Source organism: Rhodococcus sp. T7 (genome assembly GCF_009872365.1).
Lineage (GTDB): Bacteria > Actinomycetota > Actinomycetes > Mycobacteriales > Mycobacteriaceae > Rhodococcus_F.
Window position 1 is genome coordinate 1 of record NZ_WXYH01000018.1, and the last position, 25,264, is coordinate 25,264.

24 protein-coding genes are annotated in these 25,264 nt (G+C 70.0%); 12 read left to right on the plus strand and 12 right to left on the minus strand.

Translation table 11 applies throughout. The annotated features are described in order from the left end of the window. Positions 1–110: 110 nt before the first annotated feature. The gene (locus MLGJGCBP_RS02645) at positions 111–1,922 is read right to left on the minus strand and encodes an AMP-dependent synthetase/ligase (RefSeq protein WP_160093951.1); all 1,812 of its coding nucleotides are present in this window, start codon (positions 1,920–1,922) and stop codon (positions 111–113) included. 157 nt (positions 1,923–2,079) lie between these two features. Here MLGJGCBP_RS02645 and MLGJGCBP_RS02650 point away from each other — a divergent pair, with 157 nt between their 5' ends. The 6 genes from MLGJGCBP_RS02650 (at position 2,080) to MLGJGCBP_RS02675 (ending at position 6,643) form a co-directional block, all read left to right on the plus strand. Continuing rightward, the gene (locus MLGJGCBP_RS02650; protein WP_160093952.1) at positions 2,080–2,454 is read left to right on the plus strand and encodes a polyketide cyclase / dehydrase and lipid transport; all 375 of its coding nucleotides are present in this window, start codon (positions 2,080–2,082) and stop codon (positions 2,452–2,454) included. Positions 2,455–2,605: 151 nt separating this feature from the next. Further along, complete coding sequence (locus tag MLGJGCBP_RS02655) at positions 2,606–3,043, plus strand: SRPBCC family protein (RefSeq protein WP_072945427.1); 438 nt, start codon at positions 2,606–2,608, stop codon at positions 3,041–3,043. Then, the gene (locus MLGJGCBP_RS02660; RefSeq protein ID WP_201452943.1) at positions 3,040–4,281 is read left to right on the plus strand and encodes an ArsA family ATPase; all 1,242 of its coding nucleotides are present in this window, start codon (positions 3,040–3,042) and stop codon (positions 4,279–4,281) included. The genes MLGJGCBP_RS02655 and MLGJGCBP_RS02660 overlap by 4 nt, the downstream gene beginning before the upstream one ends. Next, positions 4,278–4,676, plus strand: coding sequence for a hypothetical protein (locus tag MLGJGCBP_RS02665; RefSeq protein ID WP_160093953.1), 399 nt, complete (start codon positions 4,278–4,280; stop codon positions 4,674–4,676). Before MLGJGCBP_RS02660 ends, MLGJGCBP_RS02665 begins: the two co-directional genes overlap by 4 nt. A gap of 52 nt (positions 4,677–4,728) precedes the next feature. Continuing rightward, on the plus strand, positions 4,729–5,742 hold the full coding sequence (locus MLGJGCBP_RS02670; protein ID WP_160093954.1) for an ROK family protein: 1,014 nt from the start codon (positions 4,729–4,731) through the stop codon (positions 5,740–5,742). Between the two features lie 130 nt (positions 5,743–5,872). Beyond that, on the plus strand, positions 5,873–6,643 hold the full coding sequence (locus tag MLGJGCBP_RS02675) for a lysophospholipid acyltransferase family protein (RefSeq protein ID WP_087556224.1): 771 nt from the start codon (positions 5,873–5,875) through the stop codon (positions 6,641–6,643). Positions 6,644–6,656: 13 nt separating this feature from the next. Here the strand turns inward: MLGJGCBP_RS02675 and MLGJGCBP_RS02680 are convergent, their stop codons facing one another. After that, positions 6,657–7,979, minus strand: coding sequence for a glycosyltransferase 87 family protein (locus MLGJGCBP_RS02680; protein WP_160093955.1), 1,323 nt, complete (start codon positions 7,977–7,979; stop codon positions 6,657–6,659). A 67-nt stretch (positions 7,980–8,046) separates the two neighbouring features. On the opposite strand from MLGJGCBP_RS02680, the gene MLGJGCBP_RS02685 reads away from it, so the two are divergent. Both MLGJGCBP_RS02685 and MLGJGCBP_RS02690 read left to right on the plus strand, forming a co-directional pair. Further along, positions 8,047–8,538: a polyadenylate-specific 3'-exoribonuclease AS gene (locus tag MLGJGCBP_RS02685; RefSeq protein WP_087556226.1), complete on the plus strand. Its 492-nt coding sequence runs from the start codon at positions 8,047–8,049 to the stop codon at positions 8,536–8,538. Positions 8,539–8,580: 42 nt separating this feature from the next. Beyond that, positions 8,581–9,966 carry a class II 3-deoxy-7-phosphoheptulonate synthase gene (locus MLGJGCBP_RS02690; protein WP_012688082.1) on the plus strand — a complete coding sequence of 462 codons (1,386 nt, stop codon included), beginning with the start codon at positions 8,581–8,583 and terminating at the stop codon, positions 9,964–9,966. Positions 9,967–10,007: 41 nt separating this feature from the next. On the opposite strand, the gene pknB is transcribed toward MLGJGCBP_RS02690, so the two are convergent. Further along, positions 10,008–12,026, minus strand: coding sequence for a Stk1 family PASTA domain-containing Ser/Thr kinase (gene pknB / locus MLGJGCBP_RS02695; protein ID WP_236580894.1), 2,019 nt, complete (start codon positions 12,024–12,026; stop codon positions 10,008–10,010). A gap of 110 nt (positions 12,027–12,136) precedes the next feature. Here pknB and MLGJGCBP_RS02700 point away from each other — a divergent pair, with 110 nt between their 5' ends. Further along, a complete protein-coding gene (locus MLGJGCBP_RS02700) occupies positions 12,137–12,505 on the plus strand; it encodes an Rv2175c family DNA-binding protein (RefSeq protein WP_087556228.1) in 369 nt (122 codons plus the stop codon). Positions 12,506–12,512: 7 nt separating this feature from the next. Here the strand turns inward: MLGJGCBP_RS02700 and MLGJGCBP_RS02705 are convergent, their stop codons facing one another. The 4 genes from MLGJGCBP_RS02705 to MLGJGCBP_RS02720 all read right to left on the minus strand — a co-directional run bounded on the left by MLGJGCBP_RS02705 (position 12,513) and on the right by MLGJGCBP_RS02720 (position 17,886). Then, positions 12,513–13,448, minus strand: a complete 936-nt coding sequence (locus MLGJGCBP_RS02705) for a phytoene/squalene synthase family protein (RefSeq protein ID WP_160093957.1) — start codon at positions 13,446–13,448, stop codon at positions 12,513–12,515. A gap of 7 nt (positions 13,449–13,455) precedes the next feature. Further along, positions 13,456–15,060, minus strand: a complete 1,605-nt coding sequence (locus tag MLGJGCBP_RS02710) for an alpha-(1->6)-mannopyranosyltransferase A (protein WP_160093958.1) — start codon at positions 15,058–15,060, stop codon at positions 13,456–13,458. A gap of 121 nt (positions 15,061–15,181) precedes the next feature. Further along, positions 15,182–16,780: a phytoene desaturase family protein gene (gene crtI / locus MLGJGCBP_RS02715; RefSeq protein ID WP_160093959.1), complete on the minus strand. Its 1,599-nt coding sequence runs from the start codon at positions 16,778–16,780 to the stop codon at positions 15,182–15,184. A gap of 8 nt (positions 16,781–16,788) precedes the next feature. Then, positions 16,789–17,886, minus strand: coding sequence for a polyprenyl synthetase family protein (locus tag MLGJGCBP_RS02720; protein WP_201452944.1), 1,098 nt, complete (start codon positions 17,884–17,886; stop codon positions 16,789–16,791). A 189-nt stretch (positions 17,887–18,075) separates the two neighbouring features. Here MLGJGCBP_RS02720 and metF point away from each other — a divergent pair, with 189 nt between their 5' ends. Continuing rightward, positions 18,076–19,041 carry a methylenetetrahydrofolate reductase [NAD(P)H] gene (metF, locus tag MLGJGCBP_RS02725; RefSeq protein WP_201452942.1) on the plus strand — a complete coding sequence of 322 codons (966 nt, stop codon included), beginning with the start codon at positions 18,076–18,078 and terminating at the stop codon, positions 19,039–19,041. On the opposite strand, the gene MLGJGCBP_RS02730 is transcribed toward metF, so the two are convergent. The 5 genes from MLGJGCBP_RS02730 to MLGJGCBP_RS02750 are packed head-to-tail and all read right to left on the minus strand — an operon-like array spanning position 19,034 to position 23,924. Next, positions 19,034–20,194, minus strand: coding sequence for a glycosyltransferase (locus tag MLGJGCBP_RS02730; RefSeq protein WP_160093961.1), 1,161 nt, complete (start codon positions 20,192–20,194; stop codon positions 19,034–19,036). The genes metF and MLGJGCBP_RS02730 overlap by 8 nt on opposite strands. Then, positions 20,191–20,901: an LppM family (lipo)protein gene (locus MLGJGCBP_RS02735; protein WP_160093962.1), complete on the minus strand. Its 711-nt coding sequence runs from the start codon at positions 20,899–20,901 to the stop codon at positions 20,191–20,193. The genes MLGJGCBP_RS02730 and MLGJGCBP_RS02735 overlap by 4 nt, the downstream gene beginning before the upstream one ends. A gap of 31 nt (positions 20,902–20,932) precedes the next feature. Continuing rightward, on the minus strand, positions 20,933–21,745 hold the full coding sequence (locus MLGJGCBP_RS02740) for a carotenoid biosynthesis protein (RefSeq protein WP_160093963.1): 813 nt from the start codon (positions 21,743–21,745) through the stop codon (positions 20,933–20,935). Continuing rightward, entirely contained in the window at positions 21,742–23,316 is a 1,575-nt protein-coding gene (locus tag MLGJGCBP_RS02745) for a phytoene desaturase family protein (protein ID WP_160093964.1), read from the minus strand. Before MLGJGCBP_RS02745 ends, MLGJGCBP_RS02740 begins: the two co-directional genes overlap by 4 nt. Next, positions 23,313–23,924 (minus strand): GNAT family N-acetyltransferase, encoded by a 612-nt coding sequence (locus MLGJGCBP_RS02750; protein ID WP_160093965.1) that lies wholly within the window; start codon positions 23,922–23,924, stop codon positions 23,313–23,315. Before MLGJGCBP_RS02750 ends, MLGJGCBP_RS02745 begins: the two co-directional genes overlap by 4 nt. 173 nt (positions 23,925–24,097) lie before the next feature. Between MLGJGCBP_RS02750 and MLGJGCBP_RS02755 the strand changes: the two genes are divergently transcribed. Together MLGJGCBP_RS02755 and MLGJGCBP_RS02760 are read left to right on the plus strand one after the other, a co-directional pair. After that, positions 24,098–24,559 carry an SAV_6107 family HEPN domain-containing protein gene (locus MLGJGCBP_RS02755; RefSeq protein WP_373413589.1) on the plus strand — a complete coding sequence of 154 codons (462 nt, stop codon included), beginning with the start codon at positions 24,098–24,100 and terminating at the stop codon, positions 24,557–24,559. 232 nt (positions 24,560–24,791) lie between these two features. Then, on the plus strand, positions 24,792–25,220 hold the full coding sequence (locus MLGJGCBP_RS02760; protein ID WP_087556237.1) for a DUF3040 domain-containing protein: 429 nt from the start codon (positions 24,792–24,794) through the stop codon (positions 25,218–25,220). The last annotated feature ends 44 nt before the right edge of the window (positions 25,221–25,264 follow it).

Sequence of the window (25,264 nt, forward strand, 5' to 3'; positions counted from 1 at the left end):
GGGTCTGACACCCCCAGCGTCCGCTGGGAACCATGAGGAGCGGGAGCCCCCCGCCCCTTTTCCATCACATCAACCGCGGGCGGTTGATAAGTACTCACGAGCCGCAGGCACTATTTGGCGTAGAGGGCGGCGATGTCGTCGGCGAAGCTGTCGTGCACCACGTTGCGCTTGAGCTTCATCGTCGGCGTGAGCTCGCCGGTCTCCTCCGTGAAGTCGACGGGCAGGACCCGGAACTTCTTGATGGCCTCCGCGTGCGACACGAGCTTGTTGGCCTCGGCGACGGCCTCGTCGATCTCGGCCGTGAGGTCGGCGTCGGCGAGCAGATCCGCGACTGTCGTGCCCGCGGGCTTGCCGTTGCGCTCGTTCCACGCGGGCAGTGCGTCGGCGTCGATGGTGATGAGCGCGCCGATGAACGGCTGCTGGTCGCCGACGAGGATGGCCTGGCTGATCAGCGGGTGGGCACGCAGGTGATCCTCGAGCTGGGCAGGGGAGACGTTCTTGCCGCCCGCTGTGACGATGATCTCCTTCTTGCGGCCGGTGATGGTGATGTAGCCGTCCGCGTCGACCGACCCGAGGTCGCCGGTGTGGAACCAGCCGTTCTCGATCGCGTCGGCCGTCGCGTTCTCGTTGCGCCAGTAGCCGCCGAAGACGACCGGCCCCGACAGCAGGATCTCGCCGTCGTCGGCGATGCGAACCGAGTTGCCCGCGAGGGGCTTGCCGACCGACCCGACCTTCTGCTCGCCGATCGTGTTGACGGCGAACGCCGCGGATGTCTCGGTGAGGCCGTAGCCCTCGTAGATGGTGATGCCGATGCCGCGGAAGAAGTGGCCGAGGCGCGCGCCGAGCGGGGCGCCGCCGGAGATCGCCAGCTGGCACTTGCCGCCGAGCGCGGCCCGCAGCTTCGAGAACACCAGCTTGTCGAACAGCGCGTGCTTGGCCTTGAGGACCAGCCCCGGGCCGCCGTCGTCCTGGGCCTCGCTCCACGCAATGGCTGTCTCGGCGGCGGCGTCGAAGATCTTGCCCTTGCCCTCGCCGTGGGCCTTGGCGCGGGCGCTGTTGTACACCTTCTCGAACACCCGCGGCACCGACAGGATGAAATCGGGACGGAACTCGCCGAACGTGGGCACGAGGTTCGGGATGTCGCTGGTGTGTCCGAGTGCGGCGCCGGCGTCGAACGACGCGATGCTGACGGCGCGCGCCAGGACGTGCGCCATCGGCAGGAACATGAGGGTGCTGACGCCGGGCGTCTTCAGGAGGGTGCCGAGGCTGGAAGCGAGGATGCCCTTCGACTCCGCAATGAGGTTGGCGTGGGTGAGCTGGCAGCCCTTGGGCCTGCCGGTGGTGCCGGACGTGTAGATGAGGGTGGCCGGATCGCTGGACTTCAGCGCGGCGACGCGGGCCCGAACCTCGGAGTCGGGAACGCCGGCGCCCCGTTCGGTCAGTTCCTCGACGACGCCGCGGTCACTTTCCGACGCCTCGATCCGGTAGACGCCGCGGAGCGCGGTAGCGTCGGCGGCCACGGACTTGACCGTGGCGGCGTGCGCCGCGTTCTCGACGACGAGGTCGATCGCGGCGGAGTCCTCGAGAATCCAGCGGACCTGCTCGGCGGAGGATGTCTCGTAGATCGGGACGGTGACGCCGCCTGCCGCCCAGATCGCGAAGTCGACCAGCGGCCACTCGTACCGGGTGGCCGACATCAGGGCCACCCGGTCGCCCTGCTGGACGCCGATGGCGATGAGTCCCTTGGCGACCGCGGTGACCTGCGCGGCGAACTCGGCGGCCGTGACGTCGGTCCATCGTCCGTCGATCTTGCGCTTGTACACGACCAGCGTCGGGTCGGCCGCGGCATGGGCGAACACCGAGTCGACCGCGGACGCGTCCTCCGCGATCGTGAACGACTGTGGCGCGCTGAACTCGGGCACGAAAACCTCCGACACTGAAAATACTGACGAGTAGGATTGCGTTCCCAACTTTAGACCTTCCCCCGCCGGCTGCGCCTTCTGGCCGAACGCGGGTGGTCAGAGGCCTGCTCGCGGGCACCGCGGAACCCCGCCACGGCCGTATGTGAAGCTTGTCGCCGTGAGCAGCATTCAGGTCGCAGATCAGACGTTCATCGCGGCCCCACCGCAGCAGGTCGCGGCGGCGATCGCGCAGCCTGCCCGCTGGCGCCGGTGGTGGCCCGATCTCACCCTCGCCGTGCGCGAGGACCGTGCCGAGAAGGGCATCCGCTGGACCGTGGCCGGACCCCTCACTGGCACGATGGAAGTGTGGCTCGAGCCTGTGCTGGACGGAGCGATCGTGCACTACTTCCTTCACGCCGAACCGGCGCGCAGCGAGCCCGCCCCGGATCTGGCCGCCCTCAACCGCCGCAGGCGGGTCGAGGGCAAGGTGATGTCTTTCGAGGTGAAGAAGCAACTCGAGGCCGGTCGAGCAGCGGGAGAACCGCCGTCCTGAGCCCGATCCGGCCGTCGCGGCGGGGTCGGCATTGTGTCAGGGCGCGGGAATCGTGTGTGATAGTCGGGCACCACGCAGACATACGGAACCGGTAACGGCGTGGCCCCGCGATCGAGAGCGGGTCGGCCAGGCGAAAGGAAGCGTTCACTCCATGCCCGAGAGGACCAAGAGGTCGATCAGTATCGAGGCGCCGCCCGCCCGGGTGATGGATGTGATCGCCGACTTCGACGCATACCCCGCGTGGGTGGCGGCCGCGAAATCCGTCGAGGTCATGGAACCCGGAAAGAACGGCCGCGCCGACCGGGTGCGTTTCGTGCTCGACGCCGGCATGGTCAAGGACACGTACGTCCTCCGTTACGACTGGGCGCCCGACGGCAAGTCGGTCAGCTGGGAACTCGAGTCCGGTGAGATCCAGAAGTCGCAATTCGGTTCATACGTCCTCGAGGACGAACCGGACGGCGGCACCACCGTCACGTACGAGCTCACCGTCGACCTCACCATTCCGATGATCGGCCTGTTCAAACGCAAGGCGGAGAAGGCGATCACCGACACCGCGCTCAAGGAACTCAAGAAGCGGGTGGAAGGCTGAGCAGCGAGGGCCGTGCCGGACCTGCGCGGGTCCAGTTCTTCGTGGGGAAGGGGGGCGTCGGTAAGACGACGCTCGCGGCCGCGACGGCACAGGCGGCGGCCGAGTCCGGGAACCGGACGCTCCTAGTCTCGCTCGACCAGGCGCATTCCCTTGCCGACGTGGTCGGGATCGCCGCCGCCCGCGACGTCGTGTCCGTGACCGACACCCTCGACGTCCTCGAACTCGACACCCTCACGTTGCTCGAGAACAGATTCCGCAGCCTGGCAGCAGTTCTCGCGGCCGCAGGCACGCACGACCACGGCGCGCAGTTGTCCGCGCTCGAACCGGAGGAGCTGACCGGGCTTCCCGGCGTCCAGGACGTGCTCGGGCTTGGCGAGATCGTCCGGTTCGCCACCGAGGGCGACTACGACGCCGTCGTGGTCGACTGCCCGCCCACCGCGGACTGCCTCCGGACGCTCGCCGCGCCCGCGATGACACTGGAGTACCTCGAACGGGTGTGGCCGCAGCACCGCCGCATCGCCGCGCTGCTGGGATCGGACCCCCGCCTCGTGATGCTGGTGTCGCTGATCGAACAGGTCGTCGCCGCGGTCGGCGAGGTCCGGGAGTTGCTCGCGAATCGCGCGAAAACCACTGTGCGACTGGTGACGACGCCGGAGCGGGTGGTGCTGACGGAGACCCGGCGCACCGTCGCGGTGGCTGCGCTGTCCGGTCTGCGCATCGATGCGATCCTGGTGAACAACCTTCTGCCGCACTTCGATTCGCCGGCAGGACACGATGATCCCGGTGTGGCATGGTTGATCAGGCGGCGTGCCCTGCAGCAGCGGGTGCTCGCCGAGCTGACCGCTTCCGCGGGCACCACGGTGATCCTCTCGGTCACCCGGTCGGTGACGGAGCCGGTAGGGTGGGCCGATCTCGGCGGTATCGCCCGGGAGCTGTATGCCGACGACACGGACGCGGTTGCGGTGTTAGGGAAGAACCCGCCTGCGGTGCGGGTGGGGCTGGAATCGGGGGCCGGTGTGGATTCTGTGTACACGATGCGGATGTATCTGCCGCTCGTGAACCCGTCGACCCTCACGTTGGGTCGAGTGGAGGACGACTTGGTCGTGGGAGCGGAAGGGGTGCGCCGCCGGGTGCGCCTCGCCTCGGTCCTCCGCCGGTGCGTCGTCGCGGGCGCAGAACTCGACGGAAGCGATCTGGTCGTGCGCTTCACGCCCGACCCGCAGGTGTGGCCGGTATGAACGACGACCACGCGCAGTTGCTGGCGGAGTTGCGGGCGCTGGCCGAGACCGCCCTGGACCGTCTCGAGCCGATCCTCCAGCGCGCGGCGGCGCCGCACGCCACGGCGGACGCTGCGGGAGCGGCCCCCGGCACCGGCCAGTGGTCGGGATGCACGTGGTGCCCGGTGTGCGCGCTCGCGGCCCTGATCCGCGGCGAGCAGCACGATCTGGTGACCCTGCTCGCCGGCCAGGCGTCCGTGCTGATCGCCGTGCTGAGGCAGATCCTCGACGAGCACACCGATCACGATCCCTCGGGCCCCGGTGCTCCGGAACCGAGTCCGGGCGGCGGCGGCGGAACGCCCGAACCCGACGGCGGCACGGCGTTCGAACCGATCCCCATCACGTTCAAGCGCTGACGGCGCCTGCCGCAGGCGGGATCGGCGGACTCGTGCACGTCGGCGATCCGGCATGGGCACAATCATCTTCATGAGCACAGGCACGGGCAGCGATCGCACCCCCGGCTCGGCGCTGACCATCGGCATCGACGTGGGTGGAACGAGCATCCGTGCGTCGGTGGTCGACTCGGCCGGCGAGGTGCTCGACTCGCTCCAGTCGCCGACCCCGGCGTCGGCGACGGCGCTGGAGAACGGCCTGGACCGGGCGGTGCGGGAACTGTCGGCGCGGCACGACGTCGCCGCGGTGGGGCTGGCGGTCGCCGGGTTCATCACCCCCGACCGCACGACGGTGCGGTTCGCGCCGCATCTGCCGTGGGTGGGGGCGCCCATCGGCCGGGACCTGGGGCAGCGCCTCGGTCTGCCGGTGATTCTCGAGCACGACGTGAACGCCGCCGCGTGGGCCGAGCACCGGTTCGGTGCGGCGGCGGGCGGCCGGAACGTGGTGATGCTCGCGATCGGCACGGGCATCGGGGCGGCGCTCCTCGCGGACGGCCGGCTGTACCGCGGCAGCCACGGCGTCGCACCCGAACTCGGGCACATCCAGGTCGTGCCCGACGGTCGCGCGTGCGCGTGCGGCAAGCACGGCTGCTGGGAGCGGTACTGCAGTGGGACGGCCCTCGTCGACACCGCGATCGAACGTCTCGCCGCGGATCCGGCGACGTCGACCGTCCTCGCGCGGGAAGTGGCGGTCGATCCCGGGGTGCTGACGGGCAGGCGGATCGCCGGTGCCGCACAGGACGGCGACCCGCTCGCGCTGGAGACGATGCGGGACTTCGCCCGGTGGCTCGGGGTCGGCCTGGCTCTCATCGGTGACGTGTACGACCCGGATCTCGTCGTGATCGCCGGGGGCGTCGCGAGTTCCTCTGCGCTGTTCATCGACGAGGCCCGCGAGCACTACGCGGCGCTGACGACGGGAGCCGGGCACCGGCCGCTGGCCCGGATCCGGCCGACCCAGCTGGGGGAGGCGGCGGGCATGATCGGGGCGGCCGAACTCGCGCGGGCGGTCCTGCCCGATCGGGTGGGTTGACGCCCGGCCTACCTCTGTAAACCCGCAGAGTGTGATGTTGTGCGGGCCTCCCCGCCGTGTGTAGCGACCCTCACCCACCCGAAGTAGAGTCGAGCCGAACGAAGCTTGGGTTGTGAACGGGAGGGACGCCATGTGGTACTGGCTCTTCAAGTACGTGTTTTTGGGGCCGGTTCTCTGGGGGTTGGGCAGGCCGACCGTGGAGGGTACGGAGAACATTCCGGCGGAGGGCGGCGCCATTCTGGCGAGTAACCATCAGGCCGTGCTGGATTCGTTCTTCCTGCCGTTGCGTGTGCCGCGGAGGATCACTTTTCTCGCCAAGAGCGAGTATTTCACCGGGACGGGACTCAAGGGTGCGTTCCAGCGCTGGTTCTTCTCGGTGGTCGGCCAGGTGCCGATCGACCGGACGGGCGCCGACGCCGCGCAGGACGCACTGAACGCCGGCTTGCGGGTCCTCTCGCAGGGCAAGCTGCTCGGCATCTACCCGGAGGGCACCCGGTCGCCCGACGGCCGCCTGTACAAGGGCAAGACGGGTCTGGCGCGCATGGCGCTCGAGTCCGGTGTGAAGGTCATCCCGGTCGCGATGATCGGAACGGAGAAGGTCAACCCGATCGGCTCCCGGGTGTGGCGTCCCGCGAAGGTCACCATCCGCGTCGGCGAACCCATCGACTTCTCGCGGTTCGAGGGAATGGGTGGCAACCGTTTCGTCGAGCGGGCTGTCACCGACGAGGTCATGTACAAGCTGATGAAGCTGTCGGGTCAGGAATACGTCGACATCTACGCGGCCTCGTTGAAGAAGAAGGCCCCCGCCGCGGACGGTTCCGCACCGGCTCCGGTGGCCGGCGTGGCACCGGAGAGCGATGCGAGCACCGTCACGCGACTGCCGGACACCCGGGCGAGCTGACCGCCGCGACCTCTCAGCCGACGGGGACGGTCAGATCGTCGGAGTTCTCCGACCGATCGTCCTCGTCGGGCTGCGTGGTGCGGGTGCGGAACGCGAAGATCGCGACCAGCACCACGGCGAGCCCCCACCACACGTAGGACGACGCAAGGAACTGATCCCACAGATTCCAGTGGGTTCCGCTCCAGCGCCCCACCCCGAGCTTCCAGTGCGCGGCGAGCTTCACGACGACGACGCCGACGGCGGCCGTGACCGCGAGGGCGGCACTCCGGCGCCGGTAGGCGAGGACGCCGAGCACGAGGACGACCGGCACCGCCCACACCCAGTGATGCGACCAGGACACGGGGGAGACGAGCAGTCCGAGGACGGCGTTGAGTCCCAGCGCGAGCGCCGTCTCGCCGGCCCGCAGTGCCCGCACCATCGCGACGATCACCAGCCCTAGAACGACGACGCTGAGCAGCAACCAGATCGGGGTGCGCATCCCGTCGCTCAGGCCGAGCCGGGCGAGAACACCGGTGATGCTCTGGTTCGCGGGATACGCCGGTGTGCCGATCCGATCGGAATCGAACAGAGTCTGTGTCCAATAGGTGACGGAATCGTTCCACGTCGCGATCGCGCCCACCGCACTGAATGCAAGAAAGCTGACCGCGGTGACGACGGCGGAGCGAAAGTCCTTGCGCACCAGGAAATACAGAATGAACACGGCCGGTGTCAGCTTCACCGCCGCCGCGAGACCGATCAGCAGGCCGCGGGGCCACGGCGTCTTCTTCGGCAGGCAGTCCGCCGCGACCAGCAGCATCAGCAGGATGTTGATCTGCCCGTAGTCCAGGGTCGACGACACGGGTTCGAGGGCCATCGCCACCGCGAGCGCACCGAGGGCCGTCCACACCAGCGTGGTGCGGGGTGCGATGCCCAGCGAGTCGAGCGTGACGACGAGCACGCCGAACAGGGCGATCAGCGACAACACCGTCACGACGGTCCCGGCCGTCGCCAGCGACACCGTCGACAGCGGACTGAACACGACCGCGGCCAGCGGCGGGTACGTGAACGGCAGGAAGTTGCCCATCTGGGTGGCTGGCATCGACCCGTACAGCGTCGGGCCGTGCAGGAACACCGAACCGCCCAGCCGGTAGACGTCGAGATCGAGCCGGTAGTAGAAGCCGAAGTCCCGTAGTCCGGGCAGCCCGAGCAGGTTGTAGGCGAATCCGACAGCGAGCCCGGCGAGCACGAGGACGCGGATCACGAGCCCGCCGACGCGGAGATGCACGGGCACCCGCGGCCGGTCGAGCGGGTCCGCGACAGGGGCGGCGGACTGTCGACCGTCGGAGCGTGCGCTCACCGAGGCCTCCTTCACGAGGTAGGGGTGGATCCGGATGACGCCGACGGGTGAGGCATAGTTTGCGGGCGTGCGTTACTTCTACGACTGCGAGTTCATCGAGGATGGTCGCACGATCGACCTGGTGTCGATCGGGGTGGTCGCGGAGGACGGACGTGAATTCTACGCGGTGTCCACCGAGTTCGATCCCGACCGCGCGGGCAAGTGGGTCCGCAGGAACGTGCTGCCGAAGCTGCCGCAGCCGTCGTCGCCGCTCTGGAAGAGCCGCGCCCGCATTCGCGACGACCTCTACGCGTTCCTGATTCCGCGGCCCGGCATCGTCCCCGAACTGTGGGCGTGGGTGGCCGCCTACGACCACGTCGCCCTCTGCCAGCTGTGGGGCGACATGACGGAACTTCCGCAGACGCTGCCCCGGTACACGCGCGAACTCCGCCAGTACTGGGAGGAGCACGGCAGCCCGGCGCTCCCACCTGCACCGGGCGACGCTCACGACGCACTCGCCGACGCCCGGCACAACCTGGCGAAGTTCGAGGCAGTTCGGGCGGCGCGGTCACTCCGGTGACCTGACTCGCCATCGGTCAGGTCGAACGAATATCCTGTATGGGTGAACTGGACTGTCGACGTGCCGATCGACCGCTTGCCCGAACTCCCGCCGCTGCCCACCGAGATGCGTGAGCGCCTCGATGCAGCGCTGGCCAAGCCTGCGGCCCAGCAGCCGCAGTGGCCCGAAGGCCAGGCCGCTGCGATGCGGACCGTCCTCGAGAGCGTGCCCCCGATCACGGTGGCCAGCGAGGTCGTGGCCCTGCAGGAGAAGCTGGCCCAGGTCGCGCGCGGCGAGGCGTTCCTGCTCCAGGGCGGCGACTGCGCCGAGACGTTCGCGGACAACACCGAACCGCACATCAAGGGCAACATCCGCACGCTGCTGCAGATGGCCGTCGTCCTGACGTACGGAGCGAGCCTGCCCGTCGTCAAGGTCGCGCGCATCGCCGGTCAGTACGCGAAGCCGCGGTCGTCGAACGTCGACGCGCTGGGCCTGCAGTCGTACCGCGGCGACATGATCAACTCCCTCGTCGCCGACGAGGCCGTGCGCGCTCACGACCCGTCGCGGCTCGTGCGGGCGTACGCGAACGCCAGCGCCGCGATGAACCTGGTCCGCGCGCTCACCGGCGCTGGCATGGCCGACCTGCACAAGGTGCACGACTGGAACCGCGAATTCGTGTCCTCGTCGCCGGCCGGGGCCCGGTACGAGGCACTCGCCGCGGAGATCGACCGCGGGCTGCAGTTCATGAACGCCTGCGGTGTCACCGATCCCAGCCTGCACCACGCGCAGATCTTCGCCAGCCACGAGGCGCTCGTCCTCGACTACGAGCGCGCGATGCTGCGTCTCGACAACGACGACGACCACGCCAAGCTGTACGACCTGTCCGCCCATTTCCTGTGGATCGGCGACCGCACCCGTCAGCTCGACGGAGCGCACATCGCGTTCGCCGAACTCGTGTCGAACCCGATCGGCCTGAAGATCGGTCCGAGCACCACCCCGGAGATGGCGGTCGAATACGTCGAACGCCTCGACCCCACCAACAAGCCGGGCCGGCTCACCCTGATCTCGCGCATGGGCAACAACAAGGTCCGCGACCTGCTGCCGCCCATCATCGAGAAGGTGCAGGCCACCGGTCACCAGGTGATCTGGCAGTGCGACCCGATGCACGGCAACACGCACGAGGCGTCCACCGGCTACAAGACCCGCCACTTCGACCGCATCGTCGACGAGGTCCAGGGATTCTTCGAGGTCCACAACGGTCTCGGCACCTACCCGGGCGGCATCCACGTCGAACTCACCGGTGAGAACGTCACCGAATGCCTCGGCGGCGCGCAGGACATCTCCGACCTGGACCTGTCCGGTCGCTACGAGACGGCGTGCGACCCTCGCCTCAACACTCAGCAGTCGCTGGAACTGGCGTTCCTCGTCGCGGAGATGCTGCGCGGCTGACCGCCCGCATCAGAGACCCTCACTGCCCTGCTCCCGCGGGGTCAGGGCAGTGAGACCAGGGTGACCGTGCTCCCGGGTTTCACCAGATCGCCGTTGCCCGGGTTCTGGCCTATGACCAGTGATCGGTCGGTGTCGGTCACCTGACGCACCTTCACGTCGAGTCCGAGACGGCTCAGTTCGTCGCGCGCGGATCCGACGGTCCGCCCCAGCATGGACGGCACCCGCACCGCGTTCGACACACTCAACGTCACGCTGGTGCCCGCATTGACAGTGGTGCCCGCCTTCGGGCTGGTGGCGATCGCGTCCCCGGCGGCGACGTTCCGGTCGAAGTCGGTCGTGGTGTCCTGCACCACGATGCCGACCGCCTCGAGGGAGGCGCGTGCCTCGGCCTCCGACATGCCCTTCACGTCGGGAACGTCCACCGGCGGTGCGCCTTTGCTGACGATCAGTTTGACCGTGGAACCGGTCGCGAGTTCCGTGCCGGGTGCCGGGTCGAGTGCGGCCACCGCACCGATCGGGACCTTCGCGCTGAACGCCTGACCACCGTCCACCGGGGTGAACGTGCGGTTCCGCAGCTCCTGCTCTATCGCCGCGCGTTCGCCGCCCCCGGACAGCGGCGGGACCGTCGGCCTGCCCAGGGAGACGAGCAGGGCCACCGTGCCGTCCCGGGCGATCCGTGAACCGCCCGTCGGCTCGGTGCCCAGCACCGTGTCGAGCGGGGCGGTGTCCGAATACTGCCCTCGGATCTCCGTGGACAGACCGGCCGCTTCGATCGCCGTCACCGCCGCACCCCGATCGAGACCGTCGGTGGTCGGGACCGCGGTGAACCGGCCCGAACCCATCCACCAGCCACCGAAACCCACCGCCAGGGCGAGCATCAGGATCACGAGCAGCCACACGATCGTGGTCCGGCGGGACCGCTGTCGTTCGGCGGCGAAGTCGGGGTAGTGGTAGCCGTCGTCGGGTTCGTCGTCAACCGCGAACGGCGGTTCGTCCGTCGGCGGCCGCGGAGTTTGGGCGGTGACGACCCGCGTGTGCTGGACGCCGGGCTGCGCAGGCAGCGGGCTGGGCGGCGACAGCGGCGCTGCCGGTGGAAGGTGCACCGTCGGCGGCGCGACGGGTCCCGGCGGCGCGCCAAGCGGAGGAGCGCTCGCGGCGGCCGCGGCGCTCAGGTGCTGCGCCGACCGTCGCGGGGCGGGCACCCGGTACGCGGGCAGATCGAGCGCCGCCGCGATGCCGCGCAACGTCGAACCCATCTGCTCGGCGTTGGCGAAGCGGTGCGAGGGTTCCCGGTGCGTGGCCTCCGCGACGAGCTCGTCGAACTCCGGCGGGACACCCGCGATGTACGAACCCGGCCGCGGAACGTCCTGGTTGATCCGCTGATAGGCCACCGACAACGACGTGTCTCCGGTGAACGGGGTCCGCCCGGTGAGGAGTTCGAACAGCAGGACCCCGGTGGAGTAGACGTCGCTGCGGGTGTCCGCGATCCCCGAGGTCACCTGTTCCGGCGACAGATACGCCGCCGTGCCCAGAATCACACTGTTCGAAGTGGTGTTCGATGCGGCGGCGGCCCGCACGAGACCGAAATCGGCGATCTTCACCTCGCCACCGTCGGAGATCAGGATGTTCTCGGGCTTGACGTCGCGGTGCACGAGGCCGGCCCGGTGGGCGACGGCGAGCGCGTCGAGAACGGGCCCCACGACGGCGGCCACCGCGTGCGGCGGCATCGGCCCGCGTTCCCGCAGGAGTTCGCGCAGCGTTCCGCCGTCGACGAGTTCCATCACCAGGAACGCGTGATCGCGGTCGTGTCCCTGGTCGTACACCGCGACCAGCGAGGGGTGCTTGAGTCGCGCGACCGAGCGGGCCTCGAACTCGAACCGGGTGACGAACGCCGGATCGGCCGCGAACTGCGGATCCATCACCTTGATGGCCACCGGACGGTCGAGACGCGTGTCGAGCCCCCTGTAGACGGTGGACATGCCGCCACGCGCGATCGTGGCATCCACCCGATAGCGCCGGTCGAGCAGCTCGCCGATCAAACGTTGACCTCCATCGTGCACAGTGTCCGTTCCCCCGTCAGTGCGCGCAGCCCGGCCACGCGCCTCTCAATCGTAGCCAGCGACACCGACCGGTAGCGCCACGCCGGAGGCGACCAGATAACGTTAGGGGAGTGAGTGCCATCCCTTACTGTGACGATGTCCTGGACCCTTCCGTCTCGCTCCTCCAGTTGGTGGACGTTGCGAAGAACCTCGGTGTGGCCGTGACCCGCGTGCAGCAGCTTCTGCGGGACCAGCAGTTGATCGCCGTGCGACGCGACGGCGTCCTCGGCGTCCCCGAACTCTTCTTCGACGAGACCGGTGAAACCGTCAAATGGCTGCCCGGACTCATCGCGGTGCTGCACGACGGCGGATTCAAGGACGAGGAAATCCTGCTGTGGCTGTTCCGTGAGGACGACAGCCTGCCGGGCACACCCGTCCAGGCCCTGCACGGTGACCTCGCCCGCGAAGTGATCCGCCGCGCTCAGGCCATGGGATTCTGACCGCCGGTCACCACACCCGGCCGCGGGTGGGCACCGCGAGCCGGGCGAACTGAGGCAGCGCCGTCGCCCACCGGTTCCGGCGCGGAACAGTGGCGCGCCGGTCCAGGACCCGGTACCCGCTGCGTTCGATCTCGTCGAGAATGCGCGAGTACAGCACGAACGCCGTCCGGATGCCGGGTTGCACGCGTCGATCCAGCATCGCGATGCCCGGTTCCGCGTCCCGGTACACCGACCGGGTGACCGCGATCAGGTGGGCGAGAGCCCGCACGATCCGGGGATCGGTCGCGCCGCGGCGGCGGCTGTGCACGAGAAGTTCGGTGTCGACCCCGAACGCGGCCAGCTCCTCGGCCGGGAGATAGACCCGGCCCCGATCGAGGTCCTCGCCGACGTCGCGGAGGAAATTGGTCAGCTGGAACGCCTCCCCGAGGGCCGCGGCGTGCGGTTCGGCGCCGGGCCCGGTGGTGCCGAGGACGGGCAGCATCTGCAAACCGATCACGACGGCCGACCCGTACATGTACGTGCGGAGTTCGGTGAGGGTGCCGTATTCGGCCCGATGTTCCGCGGTGCCCGGCACGTCCATCCGCATGGAGTTCAGGAACGCGAAGAAGTAGTCGTGGGGGATGGCGAAACCCGCCACGGTGTCGAGGAACGCGGGAAGGACCTGCCGCATCTGCGGCGAGCACGCGATGTCGTCGACGGCGTTCGGACCGGTGAAGCCGAATTGCAACACGGTTTCGATCCGGTCGAGTTGGGCGGCGCACTCCCCGGCGGTCCGGCCGGGATCGACGTCCACCAGGTCGTCGACCGTGCGGGCGAACCCGTAGAGGGCGTGCACGGCGGCCCGCCGCCGCTCGGGAAGCAGGCGGGTGGCCAGGTGATAGGTGCGTCCGTGCTCCGCCGTCACCGCGCTGCAGTACCGGTAACTGTCGGCGAGCGCGGTCATCGGCCGGTCACTCGAGGCCGGGCGACGATGCAGCACCTGCGAGGTCGGAAGTGCTCTCCTCCTCGACGGGCCGCGGTGCGCGTAGCCGCAGCGGGTCGACCGTGCGCAGCGACACCGCCGCCACGACCGCGGCGAACGTCGCGAGCACCACGTGCGCCAGCGTGTAGAGGCCGATCGACCCGTCCGGCTGGAAGACCAGCATCAACCAGGTGGACAACCCGACGAGGATCATCAGGGTCCGCGTCGACAACGCGAAGCCGGCCGCGATGGCGATCGGCCACGAGTAGTACCAGGGCAGCGCGGCGGGCGACAGGATCACGATCGCGACCAGGACGATCAGGATCCCGAGGATCGCATCCCGCTCGCTCTTCCGGTACCGCCACCAGGCTGCCAGCACGATCGCGACGAGGGCCACCGCACAGATCGGGCGGGTGACAGCGAGGACCTCGCCCAGCCGCAGGTCCGCGAACCACGACGTTCCGACCGTCACGAAGTGGGCGAGGATCGTCGGCAGCGACAACCAGTTGATGATCTTGTTCGAACCGGACAGCGCCGTCATCCAGCCGAGCCCGACACCGGCGACGGCGGAGGCGGCGGCGAAGACGAACACGAACACGGCGAATCCCGCGCCCGCGGTCTTCGCGAACGACGCGAGCGGCGACGCGGGTGTGCGCCCCTCCGCCTCGGCCTTCTCCTTCTCGTGGAGCATCCAGATCCACACCATGAAGGGGAGCGCGGCGCCCGCGGTCGCCTTGATCGCGACCGCCACCGCGACGAGCGCGATGCCGGCCAGATGGCGGCGTTCGAGGACGAGCGCGATGCCGGCGATCATCAGGCCGACCATCAGCAGTTCGTTGTGGACACCGCCGATGAGGTGGACGAGGACCAACGGATTGAGCACGGCGAGCCACAGCGCGATGGCCGGATTACCGCCGAGGTGCCGCGCGAGGTGCGGAACGCCCCAGACCATCAGCGCGAGCCCGGGCAGCATCGTCACGCGAAGCAGCATCGTCCCGGCGATCACGTTGTCGCCGGTGATCGCGGTGATGCCCTGACTGAGGAGCAGGAACAGCGGTCCGTACGGCGCGGTCGTCGTGGTCCACACGTTGCTGACGTTGTCGAGAAGGATTCCGGGGTTGACCACCGGGCCGACGGCGTAGGGGTCGAACCCGTCTCGCAGCAGCGCGCCCTGCGCCAGGTAGGAGTACGCGTCCCGGCTGAACATCGGCACGGCCAGCAGCAGCGGCGCCGTCCATACCGGCACGACCATCCGCAACTGCCGGAGCGTGACATCGCCGCCGAGCGTGGCGCGGCCCAGCCGCACCCACGCCGTGATCATCGCGACGACACCCACCCAGACGATGACGGTCGACAGGATCTGCCCGTGACCGAACCGGAGCCACGACAGGTGCATCGCCTCGAGCAGGGGGTCCTCGCGGCGGACGCTGCCCGCACCGAAACCACCGAACGTGATCATCACCGCGCCCACGAAACCGAGAAGCGCGGCGTGCCCCTCCGGGCTGCGGAGGAAGCCGGCCGTGGTCTGGGGCCACGACCGCTGCGGCGTGGTCGTCGCAGCGGCGACGGTCGCCTGCCGGGCAGAGGACGTCATGAGTGCAGATTCCTCCCCCGAGGTGAGTTCGGTTGCGGTCGGTGCGCTCGTCGTCGCGCGCGTCGCATGGTCGAGGAACCAGTTTAATTGCTGCCGGCACCAGTTCTCGCCACGCCTCGCCCTATCTTCCCGCACTTCGTGCTTTCGAGTGCAATTCCGCACTTCGTGCTCTTACCGGCCCGGTGATGCGCGCTGCCGCGAGCTTCCCCGACAGCAGGACGGTCGGAACGCCGACACCCGGGACGGTGCCGGACCCGGCGAGAACGACGTTGTCGACGCCCCCGACCAGGTTGGGGCGCCGGAACGGTCCCGTCTGCCGGAACACGTGCGCCGCGGCGAAGGGACTGCCCGCCGCCATGCCCTTCCCGAGCCAGGTGAGGGGGGTGTCGACGTGGTCGATGGTGAAATGCTCCGCGATCCCGCTGTACCCGCGCTTCTCGAGTTCGCGTAGCAGTTCGTTCACGTACGGGCCGGTCAGCGAGGACCACTCCAGCGGTGCGCTGTGCAGGTTGGGGCACGGAGCCAGCACTGACAGCGGTTCCGAGGCGGTGCCCGCGCGGTCGAGGACGAGGCCCGGATCCGACACGGCGGGCCGGGTGATCAGCAGCGACGGGTCCGTCATCAGTCGTCCGCGGCCCCGGCGTGCGGTGATCTCCGCGAACGTCCGCTTCCACGCGTGACCGAAGTCGATGGTGTGGTGGCGCTGGGTGGCCCACCGCGATGCGACCGCGGTGGGGACGGTCCCGTGCAGGACCACCGCGGACGGCGACACCCGCACCCGGCGGGGGGTGCGGCGGGTCACCGGGCCCAGCAGTGCGTCGACGACAGCCGTGTCGGGGGTGAGCACCAGCGCGTCGCAGTCGATGCGGTCGCCCACAGCCGTGACGACGGCGCCCACCCGGTCACCGGTTCGCTCGAGCGCCGCGACCTCGGTGCCGAACCGGATTTCGCCACCCGCGGTGGTGAGGGCGTCGGCGAGGGCGAGCGCGATCGAACGCATCCCACCCCGGGGGAAGTAGACGCCGAGCGAGGTGTCCATGTGGGCGATCGCGCCGTACACCGCGAGGGCGTCGGCGGGGGCGACGCCGGCGTACAGCGCCTGGAACGTGAAGATCCGGCGCAGTCGCGGATCGGTGATGGTCCGATCGACCCGGGCGCCGAGCCGGCCGAACCCACCCAGCGCGGTGAGCCTCAGCAGATCCCGCGCGGCCTCACGGGAGGAGACGAGATCCAGCGGCGAATCGAAGTTCGCGTCCATGAAGCGGTGGTACTCGGCGTCGAAGATCCGGCCGAGCCAGCGCCGCAGCCGCAGGTACCGGGCCGATTCCTCCGGTCCGCACACCCGGCTGACCTCCGCGGCCATCGCGTCGGGATCGGAGTGGACGTCGAGCGAGGAACCGTCCGCGAATCGCGCGTGGTACGCCGGGGACAGCCGTTCGAGGACCAGAGCCGGCCGGGTCGACGTGAAATCCGCGCCGACGGCGGCGAGGGCCTCACCGACCAGTCCGGGCATCGTGAGGACGGTGGCGCCGTTGTCGATGTCGTAGCCGGGACCGCGGTAGGTGCCGACCCGGCCGCCCGGTGACGACTCCCGCTCGAGGACGGTGACGCGGCGGCCCGATCCGGTGAGGTGCAGGGCGGCCGAGAGGCCGGCGAGGCCGGCACCGACGACCACGACGTGATCGGTGCGGCCGGGAACCGTCCGTAGCGCGCGAGCCACGGCGGACCTCAGTAGTCGCGGCGCGTCGCGGCGACGGCCATCTCGGTGAGCTGCTGCTTCGCCGCGGTGTTGACGGTGCTCGTCTCCAGCGTGGACAGCGCGTTCGCGACGAGATCCTCGATCTGCTTCTCCACGTCCGCGACCGCGCCGAGCGACGTGATCGTGTTCCGGAGTGTGTCCACGTCCGAATCGGACAGATCGGTGCCGATGCCCTCGCGGAGCAGGGCGGCCGCCGCGGGGTCGTCCGCGTCGGCGCGCTGCAGCGACATCGCGAACAGGACGGTGCGCTTGCCCGCCCGCAGATCGTCGCCCGACGGTTTTCCGGTCACGGCCGGATCCCCGAACACGCCCAGCAGGTCGTCGCGGAGCTGGAAGGCGATACCGATGTCGGTGCCGAATCGGCGGTACGCCGAGACCAGCGTGTCGGCGGCGCCTGCGAGTGCCGCGCCGAGGTGCAGCGGCCGCTCGATGGTGTACGCCGCGGTCTTGTACCGGTTGACCTTCATGGCGGCGTCGATCGACTCGTCGGCCCGGGCCTCGTTGCTGATGTCGAGGAACTGCCCGCCGAGCACCTCGGTGCGCATCGCCGACCACACGGGGGAGATGCGGGCCGACGCGTCCGGAGTGATGCCCGATTCGCGGAGCATGTCGTCGGCCCAGGCCAGCGCGAGATCACCGAGGAGAATCGCGACGCCCTCGCCGAAGTGGGCGGAATCACCACTCCACCCCCCGGTGCGGTGCTGTTCCGCGAACTCGACGTGGACGGTGGGGAACCCGCGGCGCGTCGTGGACGCGTCGATGATGTCGTCGTGGACGAGGGCGCAGGCCTGCACCAGTTCCAGCGCGGAACAGGCGCGGAGTACGGGCCCGGCCTCGGGGCCCCCGGCGTCGCCGCCCGCGCCCAGCCAGCCGGTCCACGCGAAGGCGGGCCGGACCCGCTTGCCTCCGCGCAGAACGAAGTCCTCGAGCGTCGTCACGGCCTCGCGGTAGCCGCCGCCGACGGCGTCGACCAGGTCCTGCCGGCTGGTGAAGAAGTCGCGCAGCGCATTCTCGACCTCGGCCGCGAGGGCGGAGGGGCGCGTTCCAACGGACAGTGTTGCCTCCAGGATCGAAATTTCGCGTGTGCGCCGAGACCGGCAGCAGGCGTCGACACCACCATAGTGGGCGCTCGTCCGGGCGGCCGTTGCCCGGATCCCGGGTGCCTGCGGAGACGCAGTGGGTGCATTCCGGCGGGCACTACCTATGCTGGACGGGTGACATTCGATTCCGTCAGGGGGCGGGCCAGCGAAGGCTGGGTGACCCGCACCCCGTCCATCGTCGACCGGATCCGGTCGTCCGGCGACGGTCGGGTGCCCTTTTCCGTCGAATTCTCGCCGCCGCGGGACGAGGCCGCCGAGGCCCGTCTGTGGCGTGCCGTCCGCGAGTTCGAGCGGATGGGTCCGGCCTTCGTCTCCATGACGTACGGTGCGGGCGGGTCGACGCGCGACCGCACGGTCCGCGTCACCGGCCAGCTCGCCGAGGAGACCACGCTTTTGCCGGTCGCGCACCTCACCGCCGTGTCCCACAGCGTCGACGAACTGCGGTCGATGGTCGGCGCCTACGCCGACCGCGGAATCAGCAACATCCTGGTCCTGCGCGGCGACCCGCCCGGTGACCCGCTGGGCGAGTGGGAGAAGCACCCCCAGGGCGTCGAGTACGCCGAGGAACTCGTCCGGCTCGTCCGCGACCTCGGCGACTTCCACGTCGGCGTGGCGTCGTTCCCGGAAGGCCACTACCGCGCGCCGGATCTCGCGCACGACACCCGGTACCTGGTGTCGAAGCTGCGGGCAGGCGCGGAGTACTCGATCACCCAGATGTTCTTCGACGTCGACGACTACCTGCGGCTGCGCGACCGGGTGTCCGCGTACGACGCCGAGCAGGGCGCGAAGCCGATCATCCCCGAGATCATGCCGATCACGTCGCTGGGGTCGGTCCGCCGCATGCTCGAACTGTCGGGGTCGCGTCTCCCGGCGCACCTCGAGAAGCGGCTGGCCACGGCCGCAGGCGACGGTCCGGAGGAGAACCGCGCCGCCGTGCGTGAGATCGGCATCGACCTCGCCACCGAGATGAGTGAACGCCTCATCGCGGAGGGTGCGCCCGGCCTGCACTTCATCACTCTCAACTTCGCGCGCGCCACCAGCGAGGTGCTCGCCCGGCTCGGCGACAAGGTCGGTTCGGGTGTGGCGGATCCGGCCCCGGTCACCCCGGCGCCGGTCAGCTGAGCGTCCGGCCCTTCCACCGGGTCCGCCCGCGTCGATGACTGCGGTGTGACGACACCGTCAGTGCCGTCACAGCGGCCACGGACAGCGGGTGTGCGAGCGCGCCTGCCACGTCCGCGGCGGTGAGGCGATCGCCGCGTTCGAGTGCCCGGGCGCACAGCCGGGACGTCGCGGCCGCGAGATACCCCACCGCGCCCCACCGGCGGACGGCGCCCCGTCCGGCCGCGAGGGCCGCCGGCGGCACCAGGTACGCCGCCGTCGCGACCCCGAGGACCGCGGCGGCGCCGAGGCGGGACCCGAACGCCGTCCACAGCCAGCGGTCGTAGCCGCCCCGCAGCGCTTCGGCGTCCTCGTACATCCGGCACGACGCCGACCGGCCGGCCACGACCAGTGTGGTCGTCTGCCCGCACCGGCGGAGCAGGCGCGCGATGTCGAGATCCTCGGTCACGCTGTCCGCGACGGCCCGGTGACCCCCGACGTCGCGATATGCGGCGGCGTCGAAGACCATGAACTGCCCGCAGGCCACGGCGGTGGACGGGCGCCGCGACCGGTTGGCCACGCGGACGGGCAGCGTCGCCGCCCACGACCATCCGAGCAGCGGCTGCACCAGGGACTCGCCTGTCGATCCCGCCTGCTGGAACGGCCACGCGCAGACCAGGGCCGCATCGGACTCGCGTAGGGCGGTGCAGGCGGCGTTCAGCGCATCCGGGCGCAACCGCACGTCGGCGTCGAGGAACACGAGGACCCCGCTGCCTGCCCGGCCCTGCGAGAAGGCGTGCTCGCTCACCCGGTGGCAGGCCGCGGGTTTACCCACCCACCCCGGCGGCGGTTCGGCGGTTCCCCTCAACACGAAGAAGCGGGGGTCGCCGCCGGCCGCGACGTCCGCGGCCTCGGCCGTCCCGTCGGTGGAGGCGTCGTCGTAGACGAACACCCGGAGATCGTCGACCCCGCGCTGTTCCCGCAGGTCGCGGATCAGACCCGGCAACCGGTCACGCTCGTCCCGGGCAGGGATGCAGACCGTGACGGGTTCGGTGACCCGGCGGGCCGGAGCGGGGAGCCGCGGTGCGGAGCGCAGGTTGGCGACGGAGACGGCGAGACCGAAAACCGAGACCAGGGCGCCGAACCGGACCACCCGCTCGATCGGCGCAGCGGTCACACCTCCGAGTGGTCCCGTGCGCGTCGGCCGAGCACCGGTTCCCTGTTCCGGGCCAGCCACGCCAGCGCACCGACGATGACGGCGACCCCCAGCGTCACACCGGCCATGATGCCGGCCCAGCCCGCGAAACTGCGGGTGCTGGGATCCGAATAACGCACCTCGGCCCGGATGGTCGAGGTGTCGCCGGCGGGCAACTTCCACGACACGATCGAATCGCCCTCACGGGTGCCGTTGGTGGTGGCGACGCGGGCCGGGAACGCGATCGTGAACTGCACGTCGGTGCCCTGGGCGGGGACCGAACTGAGATCGGCCTTCCCGTCGAGAGTCACGAGGTCGCCGGTCCGCTGGAGCGAGATCTGGAAACTTCCCGTGGCCTGCTCCGACATGGTGCCGAGCTGCGCCACGTCGCCGAAAGTGAGGTCGCTGAAGAACGCCTGGCTGCCCACGTAGCCGTCCTTCTTGTACTCCTGGATGCGCACCTTGTCCGACAGCGAGCCCGGGGGAGTGAGCTGGGGGCCCTTGTCCTGATCGTTCGCCGGCACGGCGGCGGCCACGATCTGGCCGGAGACCCGGTCGTCGGCGGACACACCCATCGACACCTGAACCCGCAGGCATCCCGCGAGGAACGGCACGAGGAGAAGTCCGAGGACGGCGAGGGACGCGGCCCTGCGCGAGCGGGTCGAGGTCGGAACCGAAGGCAGCTGCACAGTCGTATCGTGCCAGGGGACCGGTTCGGTGTCAGGCGTGAGGGTGCGTGTCGCGGGCTCCGGGCCGTCGGACGCCCGTCCGCAGCAGCGTGACGAGCAGGGGAACTCCCAGGATTCCCATCGCGCACCACCCGTAGACCGCGGAATACCGCAACTCGGGGGCGTCCAGGAAGACGGAGTGGGCCAGCGCCGAACCCAGCCACGTCCACAGGAACAACCCGATCGGGACGCCGTCGCGGTGCCGGGTTCCCGTGCCGAAGCGGCGGTCGATCCGGTCGACCGCGACCGCCATCACGGTCGCGACGACGAACCACCCCGCGTAGTTCGTCAGCGGAATGTGTTCGACACCGGGCAGGCCCGCGTCGGTGACGCACCAGCGCCACTGGCCGTCCGCGACCATCTGCGGGTCCAGATACAGATCCCAGCCGACGACGCCGACGGTCGTCAGCGCGACCCAGACCGCCCGCCCGTGAGGGCCGCGGGCGAGCGCCGACGCCACACACCACACCGGGTAGAAACCGGCGGTCCAGGCGAACGGCACCACCAGGGGAACCCCGGCGAGGGCGGGACCGAGCCGGTCGACGCTGTAGTCGTAGCAGCCGTAGGGGAAGCCGGTCGCGGTCCCGGCGACCTCGGAGACCAGACCCAGCCCGGCCGTCACGACCACCAGTCCCACTGCCCAGCGTCCGCCCCGGGTCACGGCCGCGTGGGTGATCGAGGCGGCGGCGAGCAGGACGACCACGAACACGGTGACGACGTCGCGGACCCCGCCGTGCACCAGCGGGTAGAGGATCTGCGCCGCGATCGCCGCCCCCGCGAGAACGACGGGAACGCGGGAGGTCATCGCCGGCGCCACACGCGGGCCAGACCCTTTCGGTCGTCGCGGAGCGCGATGCGGGCGGCGCTCCGGCCGCTCGCACCGGACACCCCGCCACCCGGATGGGTCGAGGCCCCCGTCAGGTACAGGCGGTCCGCTCCCGGAACCCGGTGCCCCGACAACTCGGGGAGGGGGCGCCACATCATCATCTGGTCCAGCGACATCTCCACGTGCATGACGTTGCCGCCGAGCAACCCCATCTCGTCTTCGAGGTCCTGCGGCGACTGCACGTGCCGGTCGAGGACGGACTCGCCGAAACCGGGTGCCAGCGCGTCCATCTCCGTCACGATCCGATCGGCCTCCGGCGCGGCGAGGTCGCTCCACCGCCTGCCGCCGGTCAGCCGGTACGGCTGCCACTGCGACCACAGGGTCACCTGGTGCCTGCCCGCAGGCGCGATGGTGGGGTCGAGTCCGCTGAAGCTCATCCCCAGCACCGCGGGCCGCGGCGGGAGCTCCCCGGCGAGCGCCGCACCGTGTGCGAGCCGCAGCTGCGCGCGATCCGAGACCAGCAGCTGGAGCCCGTCGGTGACGGTGCCGTCGGGCGCACTCGGATAGGCGGGGAGGGCGTCGGTCGCCAGCCGCACCACCATCCCGATGCCCGGGCCGACGCGGATCCGGCGACGCCACCGGGCGAGGGTCCGTGGGTCGTACCCACCGCGTTCGAGCAGACCGAGGGTGGTCAGCACGTGGCAGCCCGCGACCACCACGCGGGAGCGGATCTCGCGGCCGGACGACGTCCGAGTCGTCCAGGTGCCGCCGTCGCGGCTCAGCGAGACCACCGACTCGCCGAGCGTGACCGTCCCGGCGTCCGACCGCAGCCGTGAGGCGAGCGCCGCGGTCAGGGCTCCGCTGCCGCCGACGGCGCGGCCGGGCGGAATGGTGTGCATCAGGGCCGCGAACCCGACCATCGGCGCCGTCCCCGGCTCCGACATCGGCGGACCGGACTGGGCGCCGAACCACGCGAGCGCCGCCTTGAGCCGTTCGTCGTCGAAATACTCGTCGAGCAGTGCGTCGCCGGAACCGAGGAACTGCCGGGAGAGGTCGCTGCCGCCGCCGCCCGTGTCGAGCCCCCAGAAAGACGAGAGCAGCGCGGGCGCGGTCGGCGGATTCGAGAACGCGCGCATGACGCGGGCGCTGCGCGGACCCCACACATCCACGAACCGGCGATACGCGTCGGCGTCCGCGGCCCCGCAGGACTCCTCGATGGACCGGCACGTCGCCTCGAGGCTGCGGCGGAACACGATCCCGGGCCGGTCCGTCCCCGCGGGGGCGGGCGCGAACGCCCACGGATCGCAGTCGAGGTACCGGAGGCCGTGCGCGCCGAGGTCGAGTTCCTCGACGATCCCCGTGTGCCGGACCATGATGTGCGCGGACGACCCGCGGTCGACCTTGTAGCCGGGGAAGCGTTCCACCGTCGAGACGGCGCCGCCGAGCACGGTGTCGCGTTCGATCACCTCGACCGACCACCCGGACCGCGCGAGGTAACACGCCGACACCAGGGCGTTGTGTCCCGACCCGACGACCACCGCGTCGATCACAGGGGAAGCTCGCGTCCCAGCACCGCGAACGGACGGTTGTCGCCGGCGAATCGGAAGTGGCGCAGGACGTCCCGGAAGCCGAGGCGGCGGTACAGCCGCCACGCGCGGTTGTCCTCGTCCGCCACTTCCGGGGTGGAGAGCAGCACCCCGCGTTCGGGCCTGCGTTCGAGGAGGCGCAGGAGCAGGGTCTCGCCGAGCCGGTGTCCCTGGGCGTCGGGGTGGACGTGGAGTTCGGTGAGTTCGAAATAGTTGCCGAGGATCACGTCGATCTGGTCGCGGGTCCACCCCGTGTGGCGCAGGCCGGAACGGACCTGCTGGTGCCACCACTGCTCGGGGGCCCCGCGGTATCCGTAGGCGATGGCGACGAGGCGGGCGGCCGCGTCGTCGGTGGATCCGTCCCCGGCCGGGACGAGCGCGCCGACGCCACGCCACCCCGACCGCTGGAGGTGCTCGTTCCACATCGGCGCCCGGTGATATTCGGTGCCGTGGGGATAGCCCATGGCGGCGACGTAGATCGACAGCGCCTCGTGCAGGCGGTCGCGGAACTCGGTGGCCGAGAGTTCGACCACGAGCGGAGTCTGGTCAGCGTTCGGTTCGACCGGTCTCACCTTTCTCTTGACGACGTGTCGGTGGGTCCAGCTATATTGAATAGGTCGAACAGATGTTCGATGGCGGGGATCCGGCGATGCTCGAGGGAAGCGAGCATCGCCGGACCCCGAACTCACGACCTGACTACGCCCGGCGGGGTGGTTGCACCGGGGTTTTGGAGGTGTTCGAAGTGCTGACGAACCCGGTCACGGGACCGACCTCTGGGAACTCGCGCCGAAAGGGTGACGTCCGCAACCCTGGCGCCAGGCGGGGCTCGGCGCTGCTCGATCGCGCCGACGCGCTCCTCGCCCAATCGGTGGGGGCCGGCGGCCCGGCGGATCGATTCCACAGTGCGTATCTGGCCGCGTTGCGCGGCGCGGGCGCGGTGCTGGCCGCCGCGGAGGGGCCGGCGGGGAGCAAAAGGACACGAACACGTAACGCCTGGGTACTCATGGCCGGCGCGGCGCCGGAATTCGCGAACTGGGCCGACTACTTCGCCGGTCACTCGCCCACCCGCGCCGCCATCGAGGCAGGAATGTCGAGAACCCTCACCGATCTCGAGGCCGACGAGTTCTTCGTCGAGGTCGGGCGCTTTCTCCAGGCCGTCGAAGATCACATCGGACGTGGCGCAGGTCTCGATCTGCGGGCCTCGTAGACGGCCGGAGACCCGAAACAGCGGGAAAACGGTGAGGCGTCCGCGACATTGCGGTGCCCCGAACGTCGTTCGGTGCGGGAGTCCGTAAGGTTGGTGGGGAACTCGTACGTGGAGTAGGTGGTACGGGGATCGAACTGCTCGTATTATTAAATCTAGGTAGCCGCCAAAGTCGGTTACCCACCGTCTCGCACCGTGAGGCGGTGGCCAACACTCCAGTGCCGGGGGAGGTACCGTGCCACTCTCCGAGCACGAGCAGCGCATGCTCGACCAGATCGAGAGCGCTCTCTACGCCGAGGATCCCAAGTTCGCCTCCACTGTGCGAGGCGGTCGCATGCGTGCGGCATCGAGTCGTCGTCGATTGCAGGCGGTGGCCCTGTTCGTTCTGGGCCTGGTCCTGCTCGTCGCCGGCGTCGCCCTACCGATCAAGCCGGGCGGGTTTCCCGTCATCAGCCTGATCGGCTTCATCGTCATGTTCGGTGCCGGAGTCCTCCTCCTGTGGGGTGGAGGAAAGAGCAAGTCCGGACAGTCCTCACGTGGTGGCTCGACCACGCAAGGTGAGACCGGCCGTGCCGAACGCGGTAAGCCCCGAAGCGGGCGCAAGAGTGGCGGATTCTCGTCGCGAATGGAAGACCGCTTCAAGAAGAGGTTCGAGCAGGAGTAGTACAACCCGCTCAGCAGTTCATATGCGGCCTGGCATGTGATGCC